The 21374-nt window shown below is 41.7% G+C and carries 18 protein-coding genes; 11 read left to right on the top strand and 7 right to left on the bottom strand.

Annotation, left to right across the window (positions count from 1 at the left end):
- Window positions 1-135 precede the first annotated feature (135 nt).
- Entirely contained in the window at window positions 136-972 is an 837-nt protein-coding gene (locus tag AAFF35_RS20785; RefSeq protein ID WP_342328451.1) for a M57 family metalloprotease, read from the top strand.
- A 130-nt stretch (window positions 973-1102) separates the two neighbouring features.
- Window positions 1103-2293 (top strand): enoyl-ACP reductase FabV, encoded by a 1191-nt coding sequence (gene fabV / locus AAFF35_RS20780; protein ID WP_342328450.1) that lies wholly within the window; start codon window positions 1103-1105, stop codon window positions 2291-2293.
- Window positions 2294-2352: 59 nt separating this feature from the next.
- On the opposite strand, the gene AAFF35_RS20775 is transcribed toward fabV, so the two are convergent.
- The 5 genes from AAFF35_RS20775 to AAFF35_RS20755 are packed head-to-tail and all read right to left on the bottom strand — an operon-like array spanning window position 2353 to window position 8979.
- Entirely contained in the window at window positions 2353-2757 is a 405-nt protein-coding gene (locus AAFF35_RS20775; protein WP_342328449.1) for a response regulator, read from the bottom strand.
- A complete protein-coding gene (locus tag AAFF35_RS20770) occupies window positions 2747-3826 on the bottom strand; it encodes a hybrid sensor histidine kinase/response regulator (RefSeq protein ID WP_342328448.1) in 1080 nt (359 codons plus the stop codon). The genes AAFF35_RS20775 and AAFF35_RS20770 overlap by 11 nt, the downstream gene beginning before the upstream one ends.
- 11 nt (window positions 3827-3837) lie before the next feature.
- A complete protein-coding gene (locus AAFF35_RS20765; protein ID WP_342328447.1) occupies window positions 3838-5994 on the bottom strand; it encodes a 7TM diverse intracellular signaling domain-containing protein in 2157 nt (718 codons plus the stop codon).
- Window positions 5987-6685: a hypothetical protein gene (locus AAFF35_RS20760; protein WP_074605816.1), complete on the bottom strand. Its 699-nt coding sequence runs from the start codon at window positions 6683-6685 to the stop codon at window positions 5987-5989. The genes AAFF35_RS20765 and AAFF35_RS20760 overlap by 8 nt, the downstream gene beginning before the upstream one ends.
- A 2-nt stretch (window positions 6686-6687) precedes the next feature.
- A complete protein-coding gene (locus AAFF35_RS20755; protein ID WP_342328446.1) occupies window positions 6688-8979 on the bottom strand; it encodes an Rv1355c family protein in 2292 nt (763 codons plus the stop codon).
- Window positions 8980-9081: 102 nt separating this feature from the next.
- Here AAFF35_RS20755 and AAFF35_RS20750 point away from each other — a divergent pair, with 102 nt between their 5' ends.
- The 4 genes from AAFF35_RS20750 (at window position 9082) to AAFF35_RS20735 (ending at window position 14839) form a co-directional block, all read left to right on the top strand.
- The gene (locus AAFF35_RS20750; RefSeq protein WP_074605814.1) at window positions 9082-9546 is read left to right on the top strand and encodes a response regulator; all 465 of its coding nucleotides are present in this window, start codon (window positions 9082-9084) and stop codon (window positions 9544-9546) included.
- 166 nt (window positions 9547-9712) lie between these two features.
- Window positions 9713-10180 (top strand): response regulator, encoded by a 468-nt coding sequence (locus AAFF35_RS20745; RefSeq protein WP_342328444.1) that lies wholly within the window; start codon window positions 9713-9715, stop codon window positions 10178-10180.
- Window positions 10181-10202: 22 nt separating this feature from the next.
- Window positions 10203-13814: a PKD domain-containing protein gene (locus tag AAFF35_RS20740; RefSeq protein WP_342328443.1), complete on the top strand. Its 3612-nt coding sequence runs from the start codon at window positions 10203-10205 to the stop codon at window positions 13812-13814.
- Between the two features lie 5 nt (window positions 13815-13819).
- Complete coding sequence (locus tag AAFF35_RS20735) at window positions 13820-14839, top strand: type IX secretion system membrane protein PorP/SprF (protein ID WP_342328442.1); 1020 nt, start codon at window positions 13820-13822, stop codon at window positions 14837-14839.
- Between the two features lie 5 nt (window positions 14840-14844).
- Here AAFF35_RS20735 and rpoN read toward each other — a convergent pair whose 3' ends face one another.
- On the bottom strand, window positions 14845-16314 hold the full coding sequence (gene rpoN, locus AAFF35_RS20730) for an RNA polymerase factor sigma-54 (RefSeq protein WP_342328440.1): 1470 nt from the start codon (window positions 16312-16314) through the stop codon (window positions 14845-14847).
- Window positions 16315-16716: 402 nt separating this feature from the next.
- Between rpoN and mscL the strand changes: the two genes are divergently transcribed.
- On the top strand, window positions 16717-17160 hold the full coding sequence (mscL, locus tag AAFF35_RS20725; RefSeq protein ID WP_342328439.1) for a large conductance mechanosensitive channel protein MscL: 444 nt from the start codon (window positions 16717-16719) through the stop codon (window positions 17158-17160).
- A gap of 80 nt (window positions 17161-17240) precedes the next feature.
- Here mscL and AAFF35_RS20720 read toward each other — a convergent pair whose 3' ends face one another.
- Window positions 17241-18110 carry a ChaN family lipoprotein gene (locus tag AAFF35_RS20720; RefSeq protein WP_342328438.1) on the bottom strand — a complete coding sequence of 290 codons (870 nt, stop codon included), beginning with the start codon at window positions 18108-18110 and terminating at the stop codon, window positions 17241-17243.
- Between the two features lie 266 nt (window positions 18111-18376).
- On the opposite strand from AAFF35_RS20720, the gene AAFF35_RS20715 reads away from it, so the two are divergent.
- The 4 genes from AAFF35_RS20715 to AAFF35_RS20700 are packed head-to-tail and all read left to right on the top strand — an operon-like array spanning window position 18377 to window position 21339.
- On the top strand, window positions 18377-19189 hold the full coding sequence (locus AAFF35_RS20715; protein ID WP_342328437.1) for a hypothetical protein: 813 nt from the start codon (window positions 18377-18379) through the stop codon (window positions 19187-19189).
- Between the two features lie 11 nt (window positions 19190-19200).
- Entirely contained in the window at window positions 19201-19554 is a 354-nt protein-coding gene (locus tag AAFF35_RS20710; protein ID WP_342328436.1) for a DUF4288 domain-containing protein, read from the top strand.
- Between the two features lie 7 nt (window positions 19555-19561).
- On the top strand, window positions 19562-20605 hold the full coding sequence (locus tag AAFF35_RS20705; RefSeq protein WP_342328435.1) for a histidine kinase: 1044 nt from the start codon (window positions 19562-19564) through the stop codon (window positions 20603-20605).
- Window positions 20602-21339, top strand: coding sequence for a response regulator (locus AAFF35_RS20700; RefSeq protein ID WP_342328434.1), 738 nt, complete (start codon window positions 20602-20604; stop codon window positions 21337-21339). Before AAFF35_RS20705 ends, AAFF35_RS20700 begins: the two co-directional genes overlap by 4 nt.
- Window positions 21340-21374 lie beyond the last annotated feature (35 nt).

The following is a 21374-nucleotide window of genomic DNA, read 5'->3' as shown; positions in this document are numbered from 1 at the left end:
AGAGATCTAGTTAGAAAATCCAATAATTTTATGTTGTAAAATTTTGATTACGTAAATAATTCTTACTAAATTACAATTAATCACCTATTTCACAAATTAACTAACCAATTATTAATCATCCTAATTAACTAATTTATGAAAACCAATCGAATCTTAACCCTAGCCGTGCTGTGCTTATTAACCGGGGGACTTTACTCATGTACAAAAGATAAAAACGTAGCGGAAGAAGCGCCAAAACAGGAAGAACTTTCAGCTGCTACTTTAGCTCAGATTAAAGCCCAGGGATTTAGCACCGAAGGCGCCCGAAAAATTGAAGGCGGGTACCTTGTAGAAGGAGATATCCTTTTAACAGATGAGAATCTTAGTCAAAAAGTCGAAAGCCCTAATTTGGTGATCGCAAAAGAAGAGCAATATAGAACCACCAATTTAGTAACCAATCTTCCACAGGTCATTACGGTATCCGTATCGAACCTCCCACAAGTGTATAAAGATGCGACCAATATTATGATCGCCAGATACAATGCATTGGGTTTATCACTTACTTTCCAACTGGCTAGCACCGGAACGATTGGAAAAATTGATATTGTAGGTTTTAACGAAGGCCCAAGTGGAGGCTTTATTACCTTAGGTTCTGCAGGTTTTCCTACTTCAACCGGTAAAGTTTTCAATAAAATCCGTATGAATACCAATCCGGCAGCTTATGGTACGAATCCAAATCTGAATTACCTGGCTTCTGTGATCCAGCATGAGGTTGGACATTGTATCGGTATGCGTCATACCGATTACATGAACCGTGCCTATAGCTGCGGTTCAGCAGGTGCTGGTAATGAAGGCTCAGCGGGTGTTGGTGCCATCCATATCCCAGGAACGCCAACAGGTCCTGATGCAAACTCGTGGATGCTTGCCTGTTCAAACGGTGGAAACCGTACTTTTAACGCCAATGACATTATTGCGCTTAACTACCTGTATTAATTCCTGAAAATTAATATGGCGTCACGTGAATAGGTGATCTGACAGAACCCGGTCTAAAGTACCGGGTTTTGTTTTTTGTTTTATTATGTTTGCTGAATAATTGAGTAAAACCGCTATAAAAAAAATATTTATGATTATTGCGCCTAGAATACGTGGGTTTATATGCCTGACCGCTCATCCTGAAGGTTGTGCCCAAAATGTGTTGAATCAGATCAACTATGTAAAATCGAAAGGACCGATCGATGGTCCGAAAAAAGTGCTTGTAATTGGTGCTTCTACCGGTTTTGGTCTGGCTTCCAGGATTACCAGTGCTTTTGGATCTGATGCTTCCACCATTGGTGTTTATTTTGAAAAACCACCTGCAGAAGGAAAAACAGCTTCACCGGGCTGGTACAATACTGCTGCATTTGAAACACAGGCGCATGATGCCGGTTTATATGCTAAAAGTATAAACGGAGATGCCTTCTCGAAAGAGATCAAAGAAAAAACGCTGGCACTGATTAAAGCAGACCTGGGACAGATCGACCTGGTTATTTACAGTCTGGCTTCTCCAAAAAGAGTTCATCCGGTAACGGGAGTGACGCACAATTCAGTTTTAAGGCCAATAGGTGAGGTGTTCAGCAACAATACGGTAGATTTTCATACCGGAGTTGTTTCCGAAATCTCTATTCAGCCAGCGAGTGAAGAAGATATTGAAAATACAGTTGCCGTAATGGGTGGCGAAGACTGGGCGATGTGGATCGACGAATTAAAAGCTGCAGGTTTACTTGCTGATGGGGCAACTACAGTGGCTTATTCTTATATCGGCCCTGCTTTAACTGAAGCGGTATACCGTAAGGGAACTATTGGTCGCGCTAAAGACCATTTAGAGGCTACAGCCTTCACGATTACTGATAAGTTAAAGGACATTCAAGGAAAAGCTTATGTATCGGTAAACAAAGCCTTAGTGACTCAGGCTAGCTCTGCAATTCCGGTGATTCCATTGTACATCTCTTTATTATACAAAGTGATGAAAGCAGAAGGAATTCATGAAGGATGTATCGAGCAGATCCAACGTTTGTTTAAAGAACGTTTATATACCGGTGCGGAAGTATTGACAGATGCACAGGGAAGAATCCGTGTAGACGATTGGGAGATGCGTGAAGACGTTCAGGCGAAGGTTGCGGCTTTATGGTTGGAATCAACTACAGAAACGCTTCCTTCAACAGGAGACCTTGCAGGTTATAAAAAAGATTTCCTTAACCTTTTCGGTTTTGACGTAGCAGGAATTGACTACGAAGCAGACGTGAATGAAATGGTAGAGATTTCAGGATTGGTATAAATCCGGTCATTTTTAAAGAAGGGCAATTTTCAGTTTTTGAAAATTGCCCTTCTTTATTTTTATAGATATTTGGCCAGCACTTCCTCCAGTTCTTTGGGGAAGAGGGGCTTTTTGAACAACCTGATGACATGAGGGTTTGCCTCTGCTTTTTTGATGTCTCCGAAATCTAGTGTAGAAGAAAGAATGGCTACGATACATTTCTCTGTAATCGGGTTTGGCAATCTTTTAAAGATTTCCAGAAATTCAAAGCCATCCATTTCCGGCATTTGAATGTCCAGCAAAATGAAATCAGGGAGTTTGTCTTCTTCCCGCAGGTTTCGGTTGAGGTAGTTGAGCGCTTCTTCTCCAGATTGGCAAAGAATGATTTCATCAAATAACTTAGATATGGTAATGATTTTTGAATTGATCTTCAGATCCACTTCATTGTCATCTATCAACATTACTCTTTTGTACTTACTTAACATTTGGAATCGTTATTTTAAAGGTGGTGCCTTCTACTGAGTTCGAACTTACTGCTATTTTTCCGTTAATTTTATTCAATGCTTCTTTCACGATGAAAAGGCCGAGACCGCTTCCGTGGTTGATCTTGCTCTTAAAGAACTGAAGGAATATTTTTTCTAAATGTTCATTCAGGATGCCCATTCCATTGTCGTTGATGGCAATGTTTACCTGGGTTGGCTGAACTTCTATCGTGATATTTACATTTTTATTGAGCTCTGTTTCCTTCTGATATTTTATGGCATTGGAAATCAGGTTGCCCAAAATTACTTCAATTCTGAAGGCATCTCCAAAGAAAGGTTCATTCTGGATGATGTTCACATTGAAATGCATGTCTTTATCCGTATACGAATACAGTTCAATCAGGTCTGAGACCAGTTTTTTAAAGTCGACCGCCGTATTTTCTGAAATGGTCTTATTATTTTTATAGTATTGAAGGGTTTTCTGAATATAATAATCCAGTCTGTTAGAGCAGGTTTCTATCAATCCCCAATATTCTCCACTGGAATGAAAGAGGCCTTCCATTTTAACGAGGTTGACGATCCCCATGGCCGAAACCAGTGGTGCCCTGAGCTCATGAGAAATGCTGTAAATAAACCGGTTCAGTTCATCATTGGTTTTCTCCAGTTCTGCGACTTTATTTCTGAGGTCTATTTTAGATTTATAGGCATCATAAGCGTTTTTGATGGAGTTGTGCAATTCCAGGTCATTCCATGGTTTGGTGATATACCTGTAGATGTCACCATGATTGATCGCATCTGCAAGTGCCTCAATGTCGGTATAACCGGTCAGCAAGATTCTGGTTGGATCAGGATAAGTGTGTTTAATGTTCTTGAAAAATTCCACTCCTGTCGTATTGGGCATTTTCTGATCCGCAATGATCACCTGCACGGAAACGTTTTCAAGAATTTTTAATCCTTCGTCAGCGGATATGGCTGTGTAAATTTCATACTGGCGTCTAAAACTTGCTTTGAAAGCGTGCAAGTTATTTTCTTCATCATCAATATACAGAACACGTATAGTTGTTGCATTCATAATAAAGTGTATTATCGTGAGGTTACGGGTAAGGTAATAATAAATTCTGTACCGTGATTTACTTTTGTGAGAACATCGATCTGACCGTGATGGTTTTCAATGATCCTGAACACGATGGATAATCCCAAGCCAGTTCCTTCTCCCACGTCTTTAGTGGTGAAAAAGGGTTCAAAAATCTTCTGTTTAACTTCTTCTGACATTCCTGGTCCTGTATCTTTAATACTGATTTTTACCTGATCATTTTCATGCCAGGTGGTAATGGTTAACTTTTCTTCCTCCTCACTTTGTGCTTTTCCTTTAATGGCTTGAATGGCATTGCTAATCAGGTTCATGAATACCTGATTGATTTTCCCCGGCATACATTCAACTTTAGGTAAGTTACCATAAATTTTCTCAATATTAAAGTTGGAAGGAAAGGTATTTCTTACCAACACCAATGTAGAGTCTAATCCTTCGTTCAGGTCTACGAATTTACAATCGTTTTCATCTAATCTGCTAAAGTTTTTCAAGCTTCTGATAATTTCTGCGGTTCGTTTTGCGCCTTCGCCAATTCCGGAGAGGAGTGACTTGATTTCATCACGAACAAAGTCGAGGTCTATTCTCTTCTTAAAGCTCTCAATGGCATTGATCTGGGGATTTAAATCTTCATCAAGTTTGAGGTTCTCGTACATGCTAATGACTTCGTTCAGCTCTTCGATATCGAGTTCTAAAGGTTTGATGTTGGAAGTAACAAAGTTAATCGGATTATTGATTTCATGGGCGATACCGGCAGTAAGTTGTCCGAGGCCGGCCATTTTTTCTGAATCCACCAGCTGACTTTGTGCTTCTTTAAGGTCTTTCAGCGTCAGCTCCAGTGTACTGTTGGATTCCTGTAACTCGAGTGTTCTTTCATTTACCTTTTGCTCCAATTCAATATTTTGTTGCTTGATCAATTGCTCATTTTCAAGGGACACCCGAAGGGCCTGAGCCTGAGATTCTTCTTTTTCCTTTTTAAAAGTATTGATTTTATCAGCCAGTGCAAAAGAAAGCAAAACGACTTCCAATGCCGAACCAAATGGCATCATGTTATAGGTAAGGGTATTGTATTCTAATATATTATAATCTTTCAATACAAAGCTGCATACGCCCAGGAGAAAGACACTCCAGGCCAGGAGGAAAAACTTGGCTGGTCTGAATCCTTTTAAATAGACCATGAAAGCGATGATCAGCATATACATTGCTGCTGCAACAGCGGTGATCTGAATGATCTGATAACCTATGTTGAAACCTCCAAAAAAGGTAGAAAGCAAGGCAATCAGATAAGGCAGATAGAAAAAGTTCAGGGTCTTATGCAAGGTTGGAAGGAAATCCCGGGTATGCAAAAACTGCTTCATAAATTCTATTGCCGACAGCGCGGCCAGGGAACTCAGTATGTAGACCGCATGGGTAGACAGCCAGGTGTTTTCAGGCCATAGGTATTTAAAGGCATAACCTTGAAAATTGGCCTGTGTGAGGCCTATAATCAGAATATAGACAATATAATATAAATAGCTTTTGTCTTTTGTGGAGATGAACAAAAACAGGTTATAGATAAACATCACGGAAATGATCCCGATATATAATCCGAAGATGATCGAGGCATTTTGAATTTCATCGATCAGGGAGCTGCTGTTTCCAACGGTCAGGGGAACTTGTAATTGTTCTCCGCCATGAATTTTCAGTAGAATGGTATAGGTTTTATGCTTTTCCAGGTTAAACCTCAGGGTAGGGATGGGGTTGTCGAATTTCCTGCTCGCATAGACGAGCCTGTCGCCGGTTGCTTCATGACGAATCACTTTCTGTGTGGAATCGACAATAAAAAAATCTAAATAATCAATGGTTGGAAGGGCAAGCCTCAACATGAGGTCAGACCTGTTGCTTTCATTTTTGATCAGAAATTTTAACCAATAGGTGGCATTGGTAACGCCTAAATTAGGTACAGGGGTATTTAAGCGGGTATACTCCTGATTTGTCAGGGCGGCTTTTACGTCGATGCGGTGTTCCTGATCTTTTAAGAGCATAATTTTCTTGCCAAAATTACGCTCGATTTTCCCGGTTTTAACAATTACGGTGTCTTGTCCTGATGATTGCAGAGGCGCAAAAAAAGCCGCCCAGATTAACAACAGAAAACAACTCCAGAATTTATTCATATTTAGGTATTAATAACTGATAATCAATTTCTACGTCCCCTTTGGGGCCGGTTTCCAGGGTAAGCTGGATTGGGTTGTCTCTTAAATCAAAGATACGTTCCCTGTCGAATTCTTCTGCTGTTTCCAGTGTTTTTGCATTCATTTTTCGGAGGACCCTGGCAATATAATTGTCGTTAGGATATACAAATTCGCCTCCTTTGCCCAGGGAATCCTCGACCACAAAGCCTACTTTTCTAACCATTGGCAGGGTATAATCTGCACAGATGGTAAAAAGTGAGGCCAGTCTGATTTGGTTGACAATGGCAATTCCTGCCCTTACGAGCAGGATGCTAATGCCTACACCAGCCACACTTTTTGCATTCCAAAGTCCACAAAGCTCACCAGTTCCGCTATCAAAATATTGATTAATGATCGTCGCCACATTAGGGTCCATTGATCCGACCGCCTTTTCTACGGGAAGCGGATGAATGCCATCTGCGATATGAACACGTACCCCACCTACCACTTCTCCACTTTCCGTTTCAGCAACGATTCCATGCACATTGGGCAATTCCATCCATTGTCTGTTATTGGTCGTGATATTGGTAATTCCATAGTCTTTTAACACCTGTACATGCCCCTCAAGATACCTTTCACAGGTTTCGGGTTCTTTAACCGCAGTAAATGACCGGAAGGTTAGCTTCATTTCCATTTTTATATAAATTGTAATATATCTTTCAAAGGTTTTCGTAAAGCCCGTACCGTTGGAGCCGAAGCATGGGACAACCGGAACATAAAGACTCCTTGTTGGTCCCCTAAAGTAGGGAATATTTGTAATAGATCCTTTTGATATTTTGACAGTTCTTCTGTCATTTTTTGATTCAGGCCTGCTCCATTTCCATGATTTAGCCTTGCGAAAAGAAATAAGGGAGCAGAGATCGGATGAAAAGAGAGCCCGTTGAGGTTTGCATTGATCCAAACCCTTTGAACCGCTTCTCCTCCCTTCAGGAAGTTTTCTGCTTCATAAGATGGCATCGTAACCAAGCCAATTCCGGAAGAAGTACGGATTGCTTTTCTCGACAGGTTTTCAAATGCTGCCCCGCCACCCCATCTGTTCAGCAGTTTAATGACTTCCGGACTTTCGGCTACTTTTAAACCTGTTTTATCGGATTCCGACAATTCAAGCGATAAGATATCCAATCCGTCTTTGGTTTCATTGACCGCTTCCGGGGTCCATCTGATTTCTTTGGTATAAAAATCATGGTGTCCCTGAGGGTAGAGGAAACGAACCCTTTCCACTCCCGCAACGATATCGGCAATCAGGTCGATTTGTTGTTCATCCTGAATCACCTGTAAGGTAGCAGGGGAGTTGAGGCTTGCAGCCGATTTTAGTGAAGTGATTACAGCAGCTTCAATAGGCGCTTTGTTTCCCTGCTTCCTGTTGGTTAACCTGATGCCCATCCCTGCGGCCAGATCTGTTGCATAGGCGACATCGGTTTTTTGGAAAGAGAAAGCCGCAACCAATCGTTTATTTTCCGGATTCGGAAAAGGCAGATAGCTGGTTGTCAGTCCTGCTTTTCCTGCTTCGAGTTTAATGTTTTCAATGGCAGTTCCGAAGGCGATGTTGGAGGTGATGTTGTCAAAATCTCCCCAGGATACCGAATGCTGCTCATCATGGAAGAGGTATAGTTTTCCGGAGCGGGCTACCCATTTCCATGGCTGGTTGTTACCTGCGGAAGGAGCAATGGCTGCGGCAGAGACCAGTTGTTCCACCTGTTCGGTGCTCAATGGGAACGATTCGATTTCTTTGCTGCTGATTGCTGCAATCGCCTGGTTCATTTCATTTTCTGTCAGTACTTCTGCCGTGTAATCCACTACATTGTAATCGTTGTCTTTTGCTTTGTTTTTATCGCCGATCAGGTCTTCCAAATCTACAAAGTATCTGCCGGATTCTGTATATTGTTTCAGGCTGATGCGTCTGCAGACATCCGCACCCAGTGCGCCACCAAGGGCGACGGCCGAGGCCAGTTGCGGCCAGGTGGTGATCGATTGTCCGACTTCTACCATGGAAGCCTTCAGGCGGTTAGAGAGGGTATCTACCCCAATCATCGCCAGCAGGAAAGGAACTTTCTCTTCGTTGGTTTTCAGGTATTTCACCTGGGTATGGTCCAGGTGGTCTATCCAGCCATGGAGGATCGGACGCTCAGGTTCGAGGTCAAAACGTTCTACATCCAGGGTTCCGCGATCGCTCATGTCCTGTACTACAGGAATGCCCAGTGATTTGGCTTTGTGTCTGAGTAAAATTTTAATGTCAAGACCATCGCATTCATCGACAACGATGTCCAGATTTCCGCCTTCGGTAAAAAAGCGGTCCATATTTTCCTCTGTCATCCCATCATCGAAACAAGTTACCTTTAGAAAAGGGTCAATTTCTTTGATCTCTCTGGCTACGAGTACTACTTTTTTTATGCCCAGGTTTTGTACACCTGTTCTGATGCGGTTGAGGTTGGTGAGTTCAAGAAGGTCGAAATCTGCTAGTCTGATTTCTCCGAACCCTCTTTCCATGGCCATGGTAATGGAAATGGATTGTCCTACCGAAAGACCTACGACACCTATTTTCTGTTTACCCAGGATATCGCGTTCTTCCGGTGTTATTTTGTATATATTTCTGTTTGTTCTTACGGCAATAAATTCTTCTTCATCCAGCAGGTGGACCAGGCGTTCAGACCATGGGTAATATACCCATACGCCATATTCCAGTTTTGACAGGTTTCCGATGTGTTTGATCTTCAGCGCCTCCATTTCTGCAGGCTCAGGTTTCTTTTTCGGATGTTGTGATTTGATCAGATCATCCAGCTGAGTCTCTATTTCGTCGTGTATTTTGGTGTGTGGTTTGTCTTTTAATAAAGCCTCAAGTGCGTCTTTATCTTGTTGTTGATAGATTCTAAAGAATTTAGGTTCACAGGTGGTGAAATCTTCTTTTATCAGGTTCTCAAGTACTAACATCTTTAAACGGGTTTATTTTATGATTTGCAAAAATAGTATATGTTAAGACATTACTTCTTTTTTTAACGATGTATTTAGCACTTTTGATTAATTTTGTTTTATATGGAGGACCAGTTAGTAAATATTTTGTATGTTGATGACGAGGTACATAACCTCAATGCGTTTAAAGCGTCATTCAGGCGATCGTTTAACGTCTTTACCGCAGAATCAGCGAAGGAAGCAATGCCGATACTGGCGGAGCATTCCATTCAGATTATTATTACCGATCAGCGGATGCCACAGATGTCGGGGGTAGAATTTCTGGAATCTATTCTGGAAGCTTATCCGGACCCCATCCGTATTTTGCTGACCGGTTATGCAGATATCGCTGCAGTTATCGATGCCATTAACAAGGGGCAGGTGTATTTATACATCACAAAACCCTGGCAGGAAACGGAATTAAAGCTGTATATTGAAAAGGCTTTTGAAGTTTTTCAATTGAGAAAGGAAAACAAAGAGCTGACTAAAAAGCTACTGATCGTCAATGAGCAGTTGGAGTTCATGTTGCGTCAGAAACTTATTTCTTAACTCAGATAGTCTTTTGATGATTTCTTTATTTTAAGGTGTTTTGGTAACATTTTAGTACCTTTTTGTGTAATTATTTAAGAATAAAATCTGATGTAATTTTTATCAATAAATAGTTTTTTTGTTCATAATAATTAAAATATATTTAACAAAAAAAAGGCTAAATTCTATGAATTCTGACACTTCCGCAAACGTTCTCTATGTTGATGATGAAGTCCATAATCTAAATGCTTTCAAGGCTAGCTTCAGGCGTAAATTTAATATTTTTACCGCGAATTCGGCAGTAGAGGGCAGGCAGGTTTTAGAGTCGGAAGATATTCATGTGATCGTTACCGATCAAAGAATGCCAGTTACTACGGGGATCGAATTTCTGGAATCTATCATTCCTGATTTTCCGGAACCCATCAGAATTTTGCTTACTGGTTATGCGGATATCAATGCCGTTATTGATGCCATTAATAAAGGACAAGTTTATCGTTACATCCAAAAGCCATGGATGGAGGACGACCTCAGGATTAATATTGAGAAAGCATTTGAACTTTACATGCTGAGAAAGGAAAACAGAGACCTGACCGCCAGTCTTATCATAGCCAATGAAAAACTGGAGAACCTGCTCAGGGGAGACCTGGGCTCCTGATCAATCTTTAACCTAAAAGTACATGAGAAAACGGAGATTAGTTTTATGGTTACTACTCTCTGTCTTTTTTATCAGCTGTGCTTATGGCCAGAACACTTCCAATAAAGGAACCGAGTTTTGGGTAGCCTATACTGGTCATGTTGATGGCGTAAACTCCAGATTATATTTATATGTGACTTCTGATGTGAGTACCAGGGTCTCCGTCAGTATCGGAGGAGTAACCATTCCAGGATCTCCGTTTTCTGTCAATGCAAATGCGATCAGGCCCATTCTGATCAATCCACAATTACTGAATGTTTATATCGGGAGTTCGGATGTAATAGAACAGAACAAGGCGATCCAGATCACAGCCGAAAAACCAGTAGTGGTTTATTCCCATATTTTCAGAGCAGCACGATCTGCTGCCACATTGGTGCTTCCTACAAAGGTTCTGGGGAGGGAATACTATGTTTCCGCTTATGTACAGAACGGCTATTTTGAGAGTCCCAATCAGAATCCAAGACTTGTTCAGGGGTATTCCGAGTTTACCATTATCGGTGTAGCCAACCATACTCAGGTCGAAATCACCCCCAAGGCAGCGGAGAGGAACGGGCAACATCAGGCGGGGGCAACTTTTACGAAAGAGCTGATGAAAGGAGAGGTTTATCAGTACCAGTCTACGGAGGATCTGTCCGGAACTCATATTGTCTCTGTTGCCGGTGCAGGCAGCGGTTGCCAGCCGATAGCCGTCTTTTCCGGAAGTTCCTGGGTTGGTTTTTGTAGTGTTTCGCAGGGCTCAACTCAGGGAGGAGATAACCTTTATCAGCAGTTGTATCCAACTTCTTCCTGGGGCAAGGAGTTTATTACGGCACCCATGATCAATAAGCCTTACGATATTTTCAGACTTTATTTCAGTAAAGACAATACCAGACTGACCATCAACGGGGCAGCAATCAATGCAGGGAGTACCAATTTTTTTCCCGGACCATTGAAGACTACTTATAACAAAGGAGAGTTTTTTGAATTTAGTTCGAATCAGGCAAACCATATCGTTGCATCAGAACCTGTTAGTCTGGTTCAATATCAGATCAGTCAGGGTTGTGATCCCCGGAATACCGATTCAAATAATCCATTATATCCCGGAGATCCGGAAATGACGATCCTGAATCCTGTGGAACAAACTTTGTCCAGAATTACGGTTTATTCTGCAATGAGGAACCAGACGAGTCCTCAAACCCAGATCACCCGGCATTTTATCAATGTCATCATCAAAAATGATTTTATTCCCTCTTTCCGGATTAATGGTGTGGTTCCGGTTGCGCCATTTGTGCCCATTTCCGGAAGTCCTTATTCTTATCTTCAGGAAGAGGTAACGGAAGCCTCCGCTATCAATCCTACACATACTTTGTCGGCCGATGGTGGATTTTCTGCGATCGCTTATGGATACGGAAGGGTGGAATCCTACGGTTATCTGGCCGGTGCGGATGTCCGGAACCTTTTTCAGAATATTGAGATCATCAATACGGCTACGCATTTGAAAACGCCGGATATTTGTATGGGCGCTTCTTCAGAATTCGTGTTGACTTTGCCCTACGAGACCAGTAGTCTGACCTGGATCATTGATGGTATGCGCCAACCCCCTTTAGCTAATCCCGTTGGAACACCTGTCCTTATTGATGGCGTTAGGGTTTATACCTATCGCTATCATCAACCTATGGTTTTTAATGCACCAGGGAAACATTCGCTGAAGGTAGAGGTTTTAAATCCCAGTCCGTCGGGTTGCGATCCTGTAGAGAAGATTGACCTGGAATTTGAGGTTTTTGCGCCCGCGGTGGCGGATTTCTCTATCGGTATACCAGGTCGTTGCGCCGGTACTGCGGTTGTATTTACCGATAAGAGTGATCCGAAAGGAAAGAACATCTTAAAATGGACCTGGAATTTTGGCGATGGAAGTCCGGAACTGGTCAGGGATAATGGAGGCCCATTTGAGCATATTTATGCCACAGGAGGAGATTACAAGGTGAGTTTGAAGGTAGACAATGGAAATGGCTGCGGACCATCTCAGAGCGGCCTTAAAAATCTTCATATCAACAAAATTCCTGAAGCAAAATTCAGTTATTCGGGAGCATGTGCCACGAAGGCAACGGTGTTTACAGATCTTTCTGTTGCCAATGAAGGAAGGCTAAGCAAATGGCATTGGGATTTTGGAGATCCCGGTAGTACGGACAATACTTCTGAACTTTCAGCTCCTGTGCATACCTATGCAGCAGCAGGAACCTATACCGTGGTACTGAAGGTCGAAACGAGTACCGGATGTGCTCATAGTTATACGGCCCAGGTTAAGGTGGTTCCGCTTCCTGTAGTAGATTTCGAATTGCCGGGAGCTTGCGTGAGTAATGTGGCTGTTTTTAAAAATCTAACTGAGGATGTCGCCGGGCTGCAGTACCTGTGGGATTTCGGGGAGCCAGGTTCGGGTGCTTTGAATACGAGTACAGATCGGGAGGGAAGACATCTGTATAGTGCGGCTGGAACCTATACCATTACGTTAACTGTTACGAATGCCAATGGCTGTAGCGTGGTGAAAGTAAAGAATTCTTTTGAGTTGAGTAGTTCTGATCCCGTTGCATCCTTTGAGTTGGTAGATCCTGGTTCGTTGTGCAGCAACCGTTCTTTTCAGGTAAGAAATACATCGACGGTAAGGATAGGCAAAATCAGAATTCTCAAATGGTATCTCGACGGGGTGTTAAAGGAGGTCGACAGAGACCCGGTTCTTAATAAGGTGTATACTTTTAATTATGAGCCATTTGTAAGTCCGGAAAGTAAGCGGGGGATTTTGACATTGGTTGCCTATTCCGGATTAGATGAAGGAAGTGCTTGTCAGCACGCTAAAGACCTGGAGCTGATCTTCCATGCGGTTCCGGTCGCTCATTTCAATATTTTACCGGAAGTATGTTTGAATGAGGACGGATTCCAGGTCAATGCCGCTATTTTGAAAACCGGAGAATCGGGCGTGTTTTCCGGGCCGGGAATTAGTGCCGCTGGTTTTTTCGATCCCTTGTTGGCTGGTCTGGGAATACATACGATAAAATACAAACTGGTTTCGGGAAGTGGATGCGTTGAGGAATATTCACAGCAGATCAGGGTCTTGCCGATACCGGAAATTAATGCCGGTCCGGATTTGGTGGTATTGGTTGCAGGAAAGGAAAAACAGCTGGATGCAAGGGCATCCGGATTTGATCTGGAATATAAATGGACACCGGCAGCAGGACTGAGCAGGGATGATATTTTAAACCCTATGGCTAAGCCAGATCAGGATACAGAGTATACTTTGAGCGTAAAATCCGGGAATGGCTGCGTGGTTACAGACCGGGTAATGGTGAAAGTTCTGGATGACATTACCGTACCTAATGCCTTTTCGCCCAATGGAGATGGCATAAATGACCTATGGAATCTGGAGAATATAGACAGTTATCCTGGCGCAACGATAGAAATATTTAACCGATATGGAGAAAGGGTTTTCAGTAGTCAGGGTTATGCCAGGTCTTTTGATGGTACTTTTTCCGGAAAAGTGTTGCCAGTAGGGACGTATTATTACCTCATCCGGCCAAATAACGGAAGAAAAGAGAAATCAGGAGCTTTAACTTTAATCAGGTAATTTAATTGAGGAAACTAGATCATATCATCACCGCAATATTGCTGGCCGGCCTTGGTGCCCATGCTCAGCAAAGGCCTCAGTATACACAGTATATTTTTAACAATTACCTGTTAAATCCCGCTTTAAGCGGGATCGAAAATTATACCGATATCAAGATGGGATACCGGCGACAATGGACTGGAATAGAAAATGCACCTCAAACCTCATTTGTTGCAGCACACTGGAAGCTTGGAGACGACTATTTATGGGGCAATCCATTGTCACTCCCGGATAAAGGAGATGACCCCATGAGCAGGAATTATATGCAAAATTACACAGCTTCTCCCGCCCATCACGGAATAGGGGTAGTTGCCGTTTACGATAAAGCTGCGGCCATATCCCGATTGGACTTTAACCTGACCTATGCTTATCATTTGCAGTTACAAAATGCCTTAAATCTATCTGTAGGGGTATCTGCAGGATTTTCGAGGATAGGCTTTGATGCGAATTCCTTGCAGTTTGAGGATCAGACAAGGGAAGATCCTGCGATACGAAATACCACGATCAGTCAGTTCAAACCTGATCTGGGAATGGGGCTGTGGTTGTATGGAGCACGTTTCTTTGCTGGTGTTTCTTTGCAGTCTGCATTGCCTCAGAAACTGTCATTTACAAAGAATACCGATTATAATTCCGGTAAGGAGGTTCCACATTTATTTGTGACGTCCGGGTATCGGTTTTTTCTGGATGAAGAGATTTCTTTGACACCCTCGGTGATGTTTAAGCAGGTTACAGCAACGCTTTCAGCAGATCTGAATATGAAAGCATCCTACAAGGATAAGTTCTGGATCGGTGGAAGCTATCGGAAGGGGGATTCTTTTTCGGCAATGATGGGCGGTAATTTTGGCAAGATGCTAAACCTGACCTATGCTTATGATTTCACGACTTCCGGTTTAAATAAGGTGAGTAACGGAAGTCATGAAATCGTGCTGGGCATTCAGCTGAATAATGTATACCAGGTTTGGAGCGGGCAGCGAAGAATGTGGTAACTATTTTATAGTTCTTTTCTTAAACGTGCCACAGGAATGTTCATTTGTTCCCTGTATTTTGCAACTGTTCTTCTGGCGATATTGTAACCTTGTTCTTTAAGGATTTCTGTCAGTTTTTCATCTGCAAGCGGCTTACGTTTGTCTTCGTTTCCGATACAGTCTTCCAGAATTTTCTTTACCTCTTTGTTGGATACTTCTTCACCACTTTCTGTTTGTATGGCTTCAGAGAAGAAAGATTTCAAGAGAAAAGTTCCAAATTCTGTTTGCACATATTTAGAATTTGCCACCCTGGAAACGGTAGAAATGTCCATGTCAATTTTGTCTGCAATATCTTTCAAGATCATGGGACGCATTTTGCGCTCATCGCCAGTCAGCAGGTATTCATACTGGTATTGCATGATGGCATTCATGGTCTTTAACAAGGTTTGCTGTCTTTGTTTAATGGCATCAATAAACCATTTTGCAGAATCCAGTTTTTGTTTTACAAACTGTACTGCTTCCTTGAGTTTTTTATCCTTTTGTGCCGCTTTATCATAATGATCAAACATGTCAATATACGAACGGCTCACTCTGAGTTCCGGTGCGTTTTTTGAATTGAGTGTCAGGATTAAAGTACCGTCATTATTGGAAACATGGAAATCAGGGATGACCTGCAGTTGCTTGGTCGTTACCTGGTTCGAGTCTCCTGGTTTTGGATTTAAGCGTAGTATTTCCGCAATAATTTCTTTGAGGTCATCGCTGTTCAGGCCGAGGGATTTTTCCAGTTTATCGTAATGTTTTCTGGTAAATTCATCCAGGTGATTTTCAACGATAATGATGGCTTTCTGAATGATCGGGTTTGCCGGGTCTTTACGTTTTAACTGAAGTGTGAGACACTCCTGAAGGTCTCTTGCAGCTATTCCCGGAGGGTCGAAGCTTTGGATTACTTTAAGCATTTCCAGCACATCCTCTTCTTCTACCATGGCATTTTGTGAAAATGCAAGGTCGTCGATCATGGAGGTGATAGGTCTGCGCAGGTAACCATCGTCATCTAAGCTTCCAATAATTTGCTTGCCAATGATGAAATCCTGATCAGATAAAGGAACTAAATCGAGTTGTTCCTGTAAGCTTTCAAAAAAGGTGCTCTCAATCGCGATTGGAGTTTCTTTTTTTTCTTCGTCATCATCATTGTTGTAGGAGGTACTATAGTCGTTTACGTTGTCATCCTGTAAATAATCATCTACATTAAACTCATCCGTATTCTCTTCTTTGGCACTGGAATCAAAATCATCCGGAGTATCATTCAGATCATCATATTCTCCTTTCGGCTCCTCAGCGATCATTAAGCTGGGATCTTCAAGTGCAGGGTTTTCTTCTAATTCTTCTTTTATACGGGTATCTAATGCAACTGTAGGTACTTGCAGCAATTTTATAAATTGAATTTGCTGTGGAGATAGCTTCTGAAGTAATTTTTGTTGTAGATGTTGTTTAAGCATGTTTTGTAAAATAGGTATTTATGTACCCGCTTCAAAAATACGAATTTGGTTTACATATAAACTATCCCGACAAAGTATTATTGTGTTTTCGGCTAAGCCGATAAACTCAGGAAATCGGTTTATCTAATTTATATCTGATTGGTAGGTATGGTTTTAAGCGTTAGGGACATTCTTCCAATATACTTGTTTTTTTTATCAGTATATAATTGTTTTTAAATTCCTGATGTGATCTGCAAGGCCATAATGGTTTCTATGGCATAATGGGTTTTTATAGGGAAATGTATTGTTCTACTTGTTTAGCCGTACTAAAAAAAAAGTGGTAATGGCTGGATGAATGGCGTTTTTTAGAAATAAAGTTTATACTTTTATTACGATGTTTAAAAACTAAAACTAATACTACTTATGAGTTTTGTAAAAGAATTTAAAGAATTTGCAGTCAAGGGCAACGTGATTGACCTGGCTGTCGGTGTGATTATTGGAGGGGCATTCGGCAAGATTGTGACCTCTTTAGTGAATGATTTGATCATGCCTCCGATTAGCTTATTGATTGGTGATAAAGGTTTCATTAACTTCTATCTGCCACTAAGCGAAAAAGTAAGACAATTCGTGGAATCGAATCCTACGGCTTCATTGGAAGACGCGAGGAAAGTAGGTCCTGTATTTGCCTGGGGTAACTTCGTAACAGAGGTGATCAATTTCTTCATTTTAGCCTTTATCATCTTCCTGATGGTGAAAGCAATCAACAAAATGAAAAGAAAACAAGAAGAAGCAGCTCCTGCAGTGGTACCGCCAACACAGGATCAGGTATTGCTTACCGAAATACGCGATTTGCTGAAAAATAAGTAAGCAGCAACGTTTAAAAAATAGAAAGGGTTTTAAGAAAATGATGATTTTCCTAAAGCCCTTTTTTATTGCTGTTTTTACGCTTAAAAAGTTCTTTTTATTTTCGGGTCAGTAAGGATAATGTAATCTCCAAGGTGCTGGTGTTTAGTCCAGTCGGGGCTTGCAAAATCATCTCCCGGGAAACAGGAAATATTTGCTATCCGAAGTTTTGGCAGGTATTGCTTTAATTTAGCCAGTGTTCCCAGTTTTTCATCACTGTGAAAACGCCCGTTAACCTGAAAAATCTTTACTCCTTTATTGGCTTTATAGTACTTGGCTATTGACCAGGACATGCTGGCATCCCAAAGATTTTGCGTTTGGTAGATCTTCATTGGACCCATGTCGTGACCTCCAAGGGTTTCTATAAATTTGTCATAATATCTTCCTGTGGCAGTATCTATAGGGATCGGCGGAAGGAAGGCAAGAGAGGCGGAGGGGAATTGCTTTAAGACTTCCAGTCCCGATTTGGTTACCGCATTGCTATATCTTGCCGCGGCATTTCCGGCAATTACCGGAAGCTGGCTGGCTTTGGCAAACTCAATCATGGGGCGATAATCTTTATAGTTGTTCCAGGTTCTTGCTTCTTTGCTGAAATTCTTTTCCGAAATCAGACCCGCCAGGTATTCGTTCATCACGGGTTGTGTGTCGGTATGAAACATCTCCAAAGCCAGGGCTGTTTTTGGGTAAGCACTGCTCAGTTTTTTCAGCAACTCAAACTCTAAAATATGACCGATGGAATCATTGTGTTCTTCTCCAAAAAAGAGGACATCGATGTTGTTGGTATTGGCGATTAATTCATCAATGTTGATGATCTTCTGGTTTTTTACATCATATATTTTGTAAGGCTGTTCGGAGGATTGTCCAAATGTGATCATGGGGATCCAGAGCAGCACAGCGACTAGTAGTTTCTTCATTATTGGGTATCGGTTTTGCGGGTAAATAGTTACGAATTCAAATTAACGGATATTTTAACCGATAAAAAATAGGAGTTTACCGACTATTCGCAGCTTCCGGAATGATTTGCCTTTTAAAATGCCCATAACCTATATACATTTGATTATAGAAAGCGCATAGATTAGCTTTTAAGAAGAGTGAACAGATAGGTATATTGAAACCATCATGATTATGATCGCTTCATAGCCCGAAAATGAATTGTAATTACTGATGAAAATAAGGAATAATGGAAAAGTGGAAAGATTGTAACAAGAACAACAGGGTATGGAGTGGTTTAGTGCTCCTTCTGATCGGTTTGGTCTTCTTTTTAAGAAATGTAGGGATTGATATCCCTCACTGGATACTTAGTTGGCATACTTTGATGTTGGTGATCGGATTGTTGATTGGCTACAAACGAAATTTTGATGCAGGAGGCTGGTGTATTCTGGTTATTATTGGAGGGTATGCTACGGTAAGGGATATTGTTGATGTTGATCTGTCCAAGTATTTCTTTGCTTGTGCTTTCATCATCGTCGGTCTGTTTTTGATTTTAAAACCTAAAGGGAAAGGCTTGAACAGAGAAAAATGGAGGAAAAAACACGCTGACTTTAATTTTAGAGATATGGGTGAGGGCCCGGCAGATATGGGGGATGGCTCAGGAGCTGAAGATTCCGGAGCTGCTGAACCTTCAACGCAAAAAAAGGGGGATTGGGTAGATGAAAATGATGTCATTGAGTCGGTTACTGTTTTTGGCGGGACAGATCAGATGGTTTATTCCAAGAATTTTAAAGGTGGAGAGGTCGTGGCGGTTTTTGGTGGCTGTAACCTGAACCTTACCCAGGCTGATTTTGAGGGCGCCATTGTGCTGGAGATCATCGCTGTTTTTGGTGGGGTTAAAATTATTCTCCCTCCAAGCTGGATCGTTAAGTCGGAGGTAACCGCCATTTTTGGAGGCTGCGATGATAAGAGGGGGCCGGTTATTGTGACGAGCAACGAAGGTAAAATTGTGAAGATCACAGGAGTGGCTTTATTCGGAGGGATAGAGATCAGAAACTTTTAAAATGGATACCGATGAAATGGTTTGCGTTAAGATATATTTTTCAAATCATCAGTGGAGATGGTAATTATGCCTCTCAGTTTGATGAACAATTACGGCTAATCCAGGCCAAAGATGCTCAGGAAGCCTTAAATAAAGGAGAAGGGCAGTCGGAAAATTTTCACCGCCCTTTCCGTAACTGTAAGGGGGAATTGGTGAAGTGGGAGTTTATCTGTATTGCGGATTTGTACGAGATCGAAGCGCCTGGAGATGGGTCTGAAATCGCGTCCGTATTACATGAGCCAGAAGACATGGCAATTTTTTTAGATGAGCTGAAACGTCGGGAGGCGTTTCTGCATCAAAGTATATCCATAAAGAATCCTAATTAAAACTATTTTGACCAGCAGACCTCTAGCCAATAAGAATATTCAACGATTTGCCTCAGCCATATTTATGGCCTGGGTTACTGTATTTATACTGCTTTTTTATTATACCCTGAATTTTAACTGGTTCATTTCTGTGGCCGATAGCGTGATTACAAACGGGCTGCTGGCATTGGCTTGTATGATTCTGAGCAATATGCTGGGCTACTATCAGCCGAAGAATGAAACCATTCTTTTTTTACTCGTCCTGACCCTGATGCTTGCCGGTCTGATTACTTTTATCAGCAATGTTTCTCTAAGTTATCTTTTTGTCGACGAAGCTACTTATAAAAGTTTTCTGCAGTTGTCGCTGATCATTCGGTTTATCATTGTATTTGTCTTTTTAGCCTGGTGCGCCCTTGCCAATATATTATGGTACCGTTTGGAAGAGCAATCGGCCACCCAGGAACGTTTACTCACCGCGCAAAACTTATCTAAAGAAGCAGAATTGAATAAATTAAGACACCAGCTGCAGCCTCATTTTCTTTTCAATAGTCTGAATTCTGTGTATGCACTCACGATTATGAACCCTAAAGAAGCAGGGACGATGATCATGAAGCTGGCTTCTTTCCTGCGGGGGACTTTAAAAAGAGACGATGAGGTTTGGGTAAATGTAGGGGAGGAGATGGAGTACATTCAGCTGTACCTGGATATAGAAAAAGTACGCTTTAGTCATCGTTTAAATATTGATGTGAAAGTTGAGGAAGAAACCATAGATTTATGCCTGCCAGGGACTTTGTTGCAACCGATTGTAGAGAACGCCATTAAATTCGGTTTGTACAATACTGCTGCCGCAATTACGATTTCCATACTGGTAACCGTAGAAAATAACATGCTTGAAGTGACGGTTCAAAACCCTTTTGATCCCGAAATGAAAGCTGCGGGAGGGACGGGATTTGGATTAACGGCCATTAAAAGGAGACTGTATTTGTTATTTGGAGATGAAAAATTGCTGCAAACCAGGGCCACAGAAGAAAATATGTATATAACCACGCTTAAAATACCTCAGAAACAATGATGAGAACGATACTAATAGATGATGAATCCCTTGCCAGAGATATAGTAAAACATTACTTAAGCAGTTTTCCGGATATTGAGATCGTTGCAGAATGTAGCGATGGGTTTGAAGGGATTAAGGCCATTACGCAGCATCAGCCTGATTTTATCTTCCTGGACATCCAGATGCCTAAGATCAACGGCTTTGAGATGCTGGAGCTGGTGGAAAAGCATCCTGCAGTAATCTTTACTACGGCTTTCGACGAATACGCCATCAAAGCTTTTGAAGTCAATGCTGTAGATTATCTGTTGAAACCGATAGAGCAAAGCCGGTTTGAGCAGGCGATTCAGAAATTGCCGGCAAGGTTAAATAATGGAGATGGCAATACAAAAGAACTGTTAGATTCGGCGGCACTGAACCCTGCACAGAACAACAGGGTGGTGGTGAAAAAGAATGGCGTGATTAAGATCATTGCGGTGACCGACATTCATTACCTGGAAGCAGATGATGATTATGTGAAGCTGAGTACTACTGAAGGGATATTTCACAAGAATAAAACGATGAGTTTCTTTGAGCAGACTTTAGAATCTTCTCAATTTATTCGTATTCATCGTTCATATATCATAAATTTGGCGCAGGTGACAAAAATAGAACTGAAAGAAAAGGACAGTTATATTGTATTATTGAAATCTGACATATGGCTTCCGGTAAGTAAAACGGGCTATATCAAGCTTAAAGCTGCGCTTGGCTTGTAAGAAATCAAGAAAAAAGAAAACTACCTTGAATTCTA

The organism is Pedobacter sp. FW305-3-2-15-E-R2A2 (assembly GCF_038446955.1).
In the GTDB taxonomy this organism is placed as follows: Bacteria; Bacteroidota; Bacteroidia; order Sphingobacteriales; family Sphingobacteriaceae; genus Pedobacter.
Note: the sequence above shows the minus strand (reverse complement) of the source record. Positions and strands in the feature narration are given on the sequence as shown.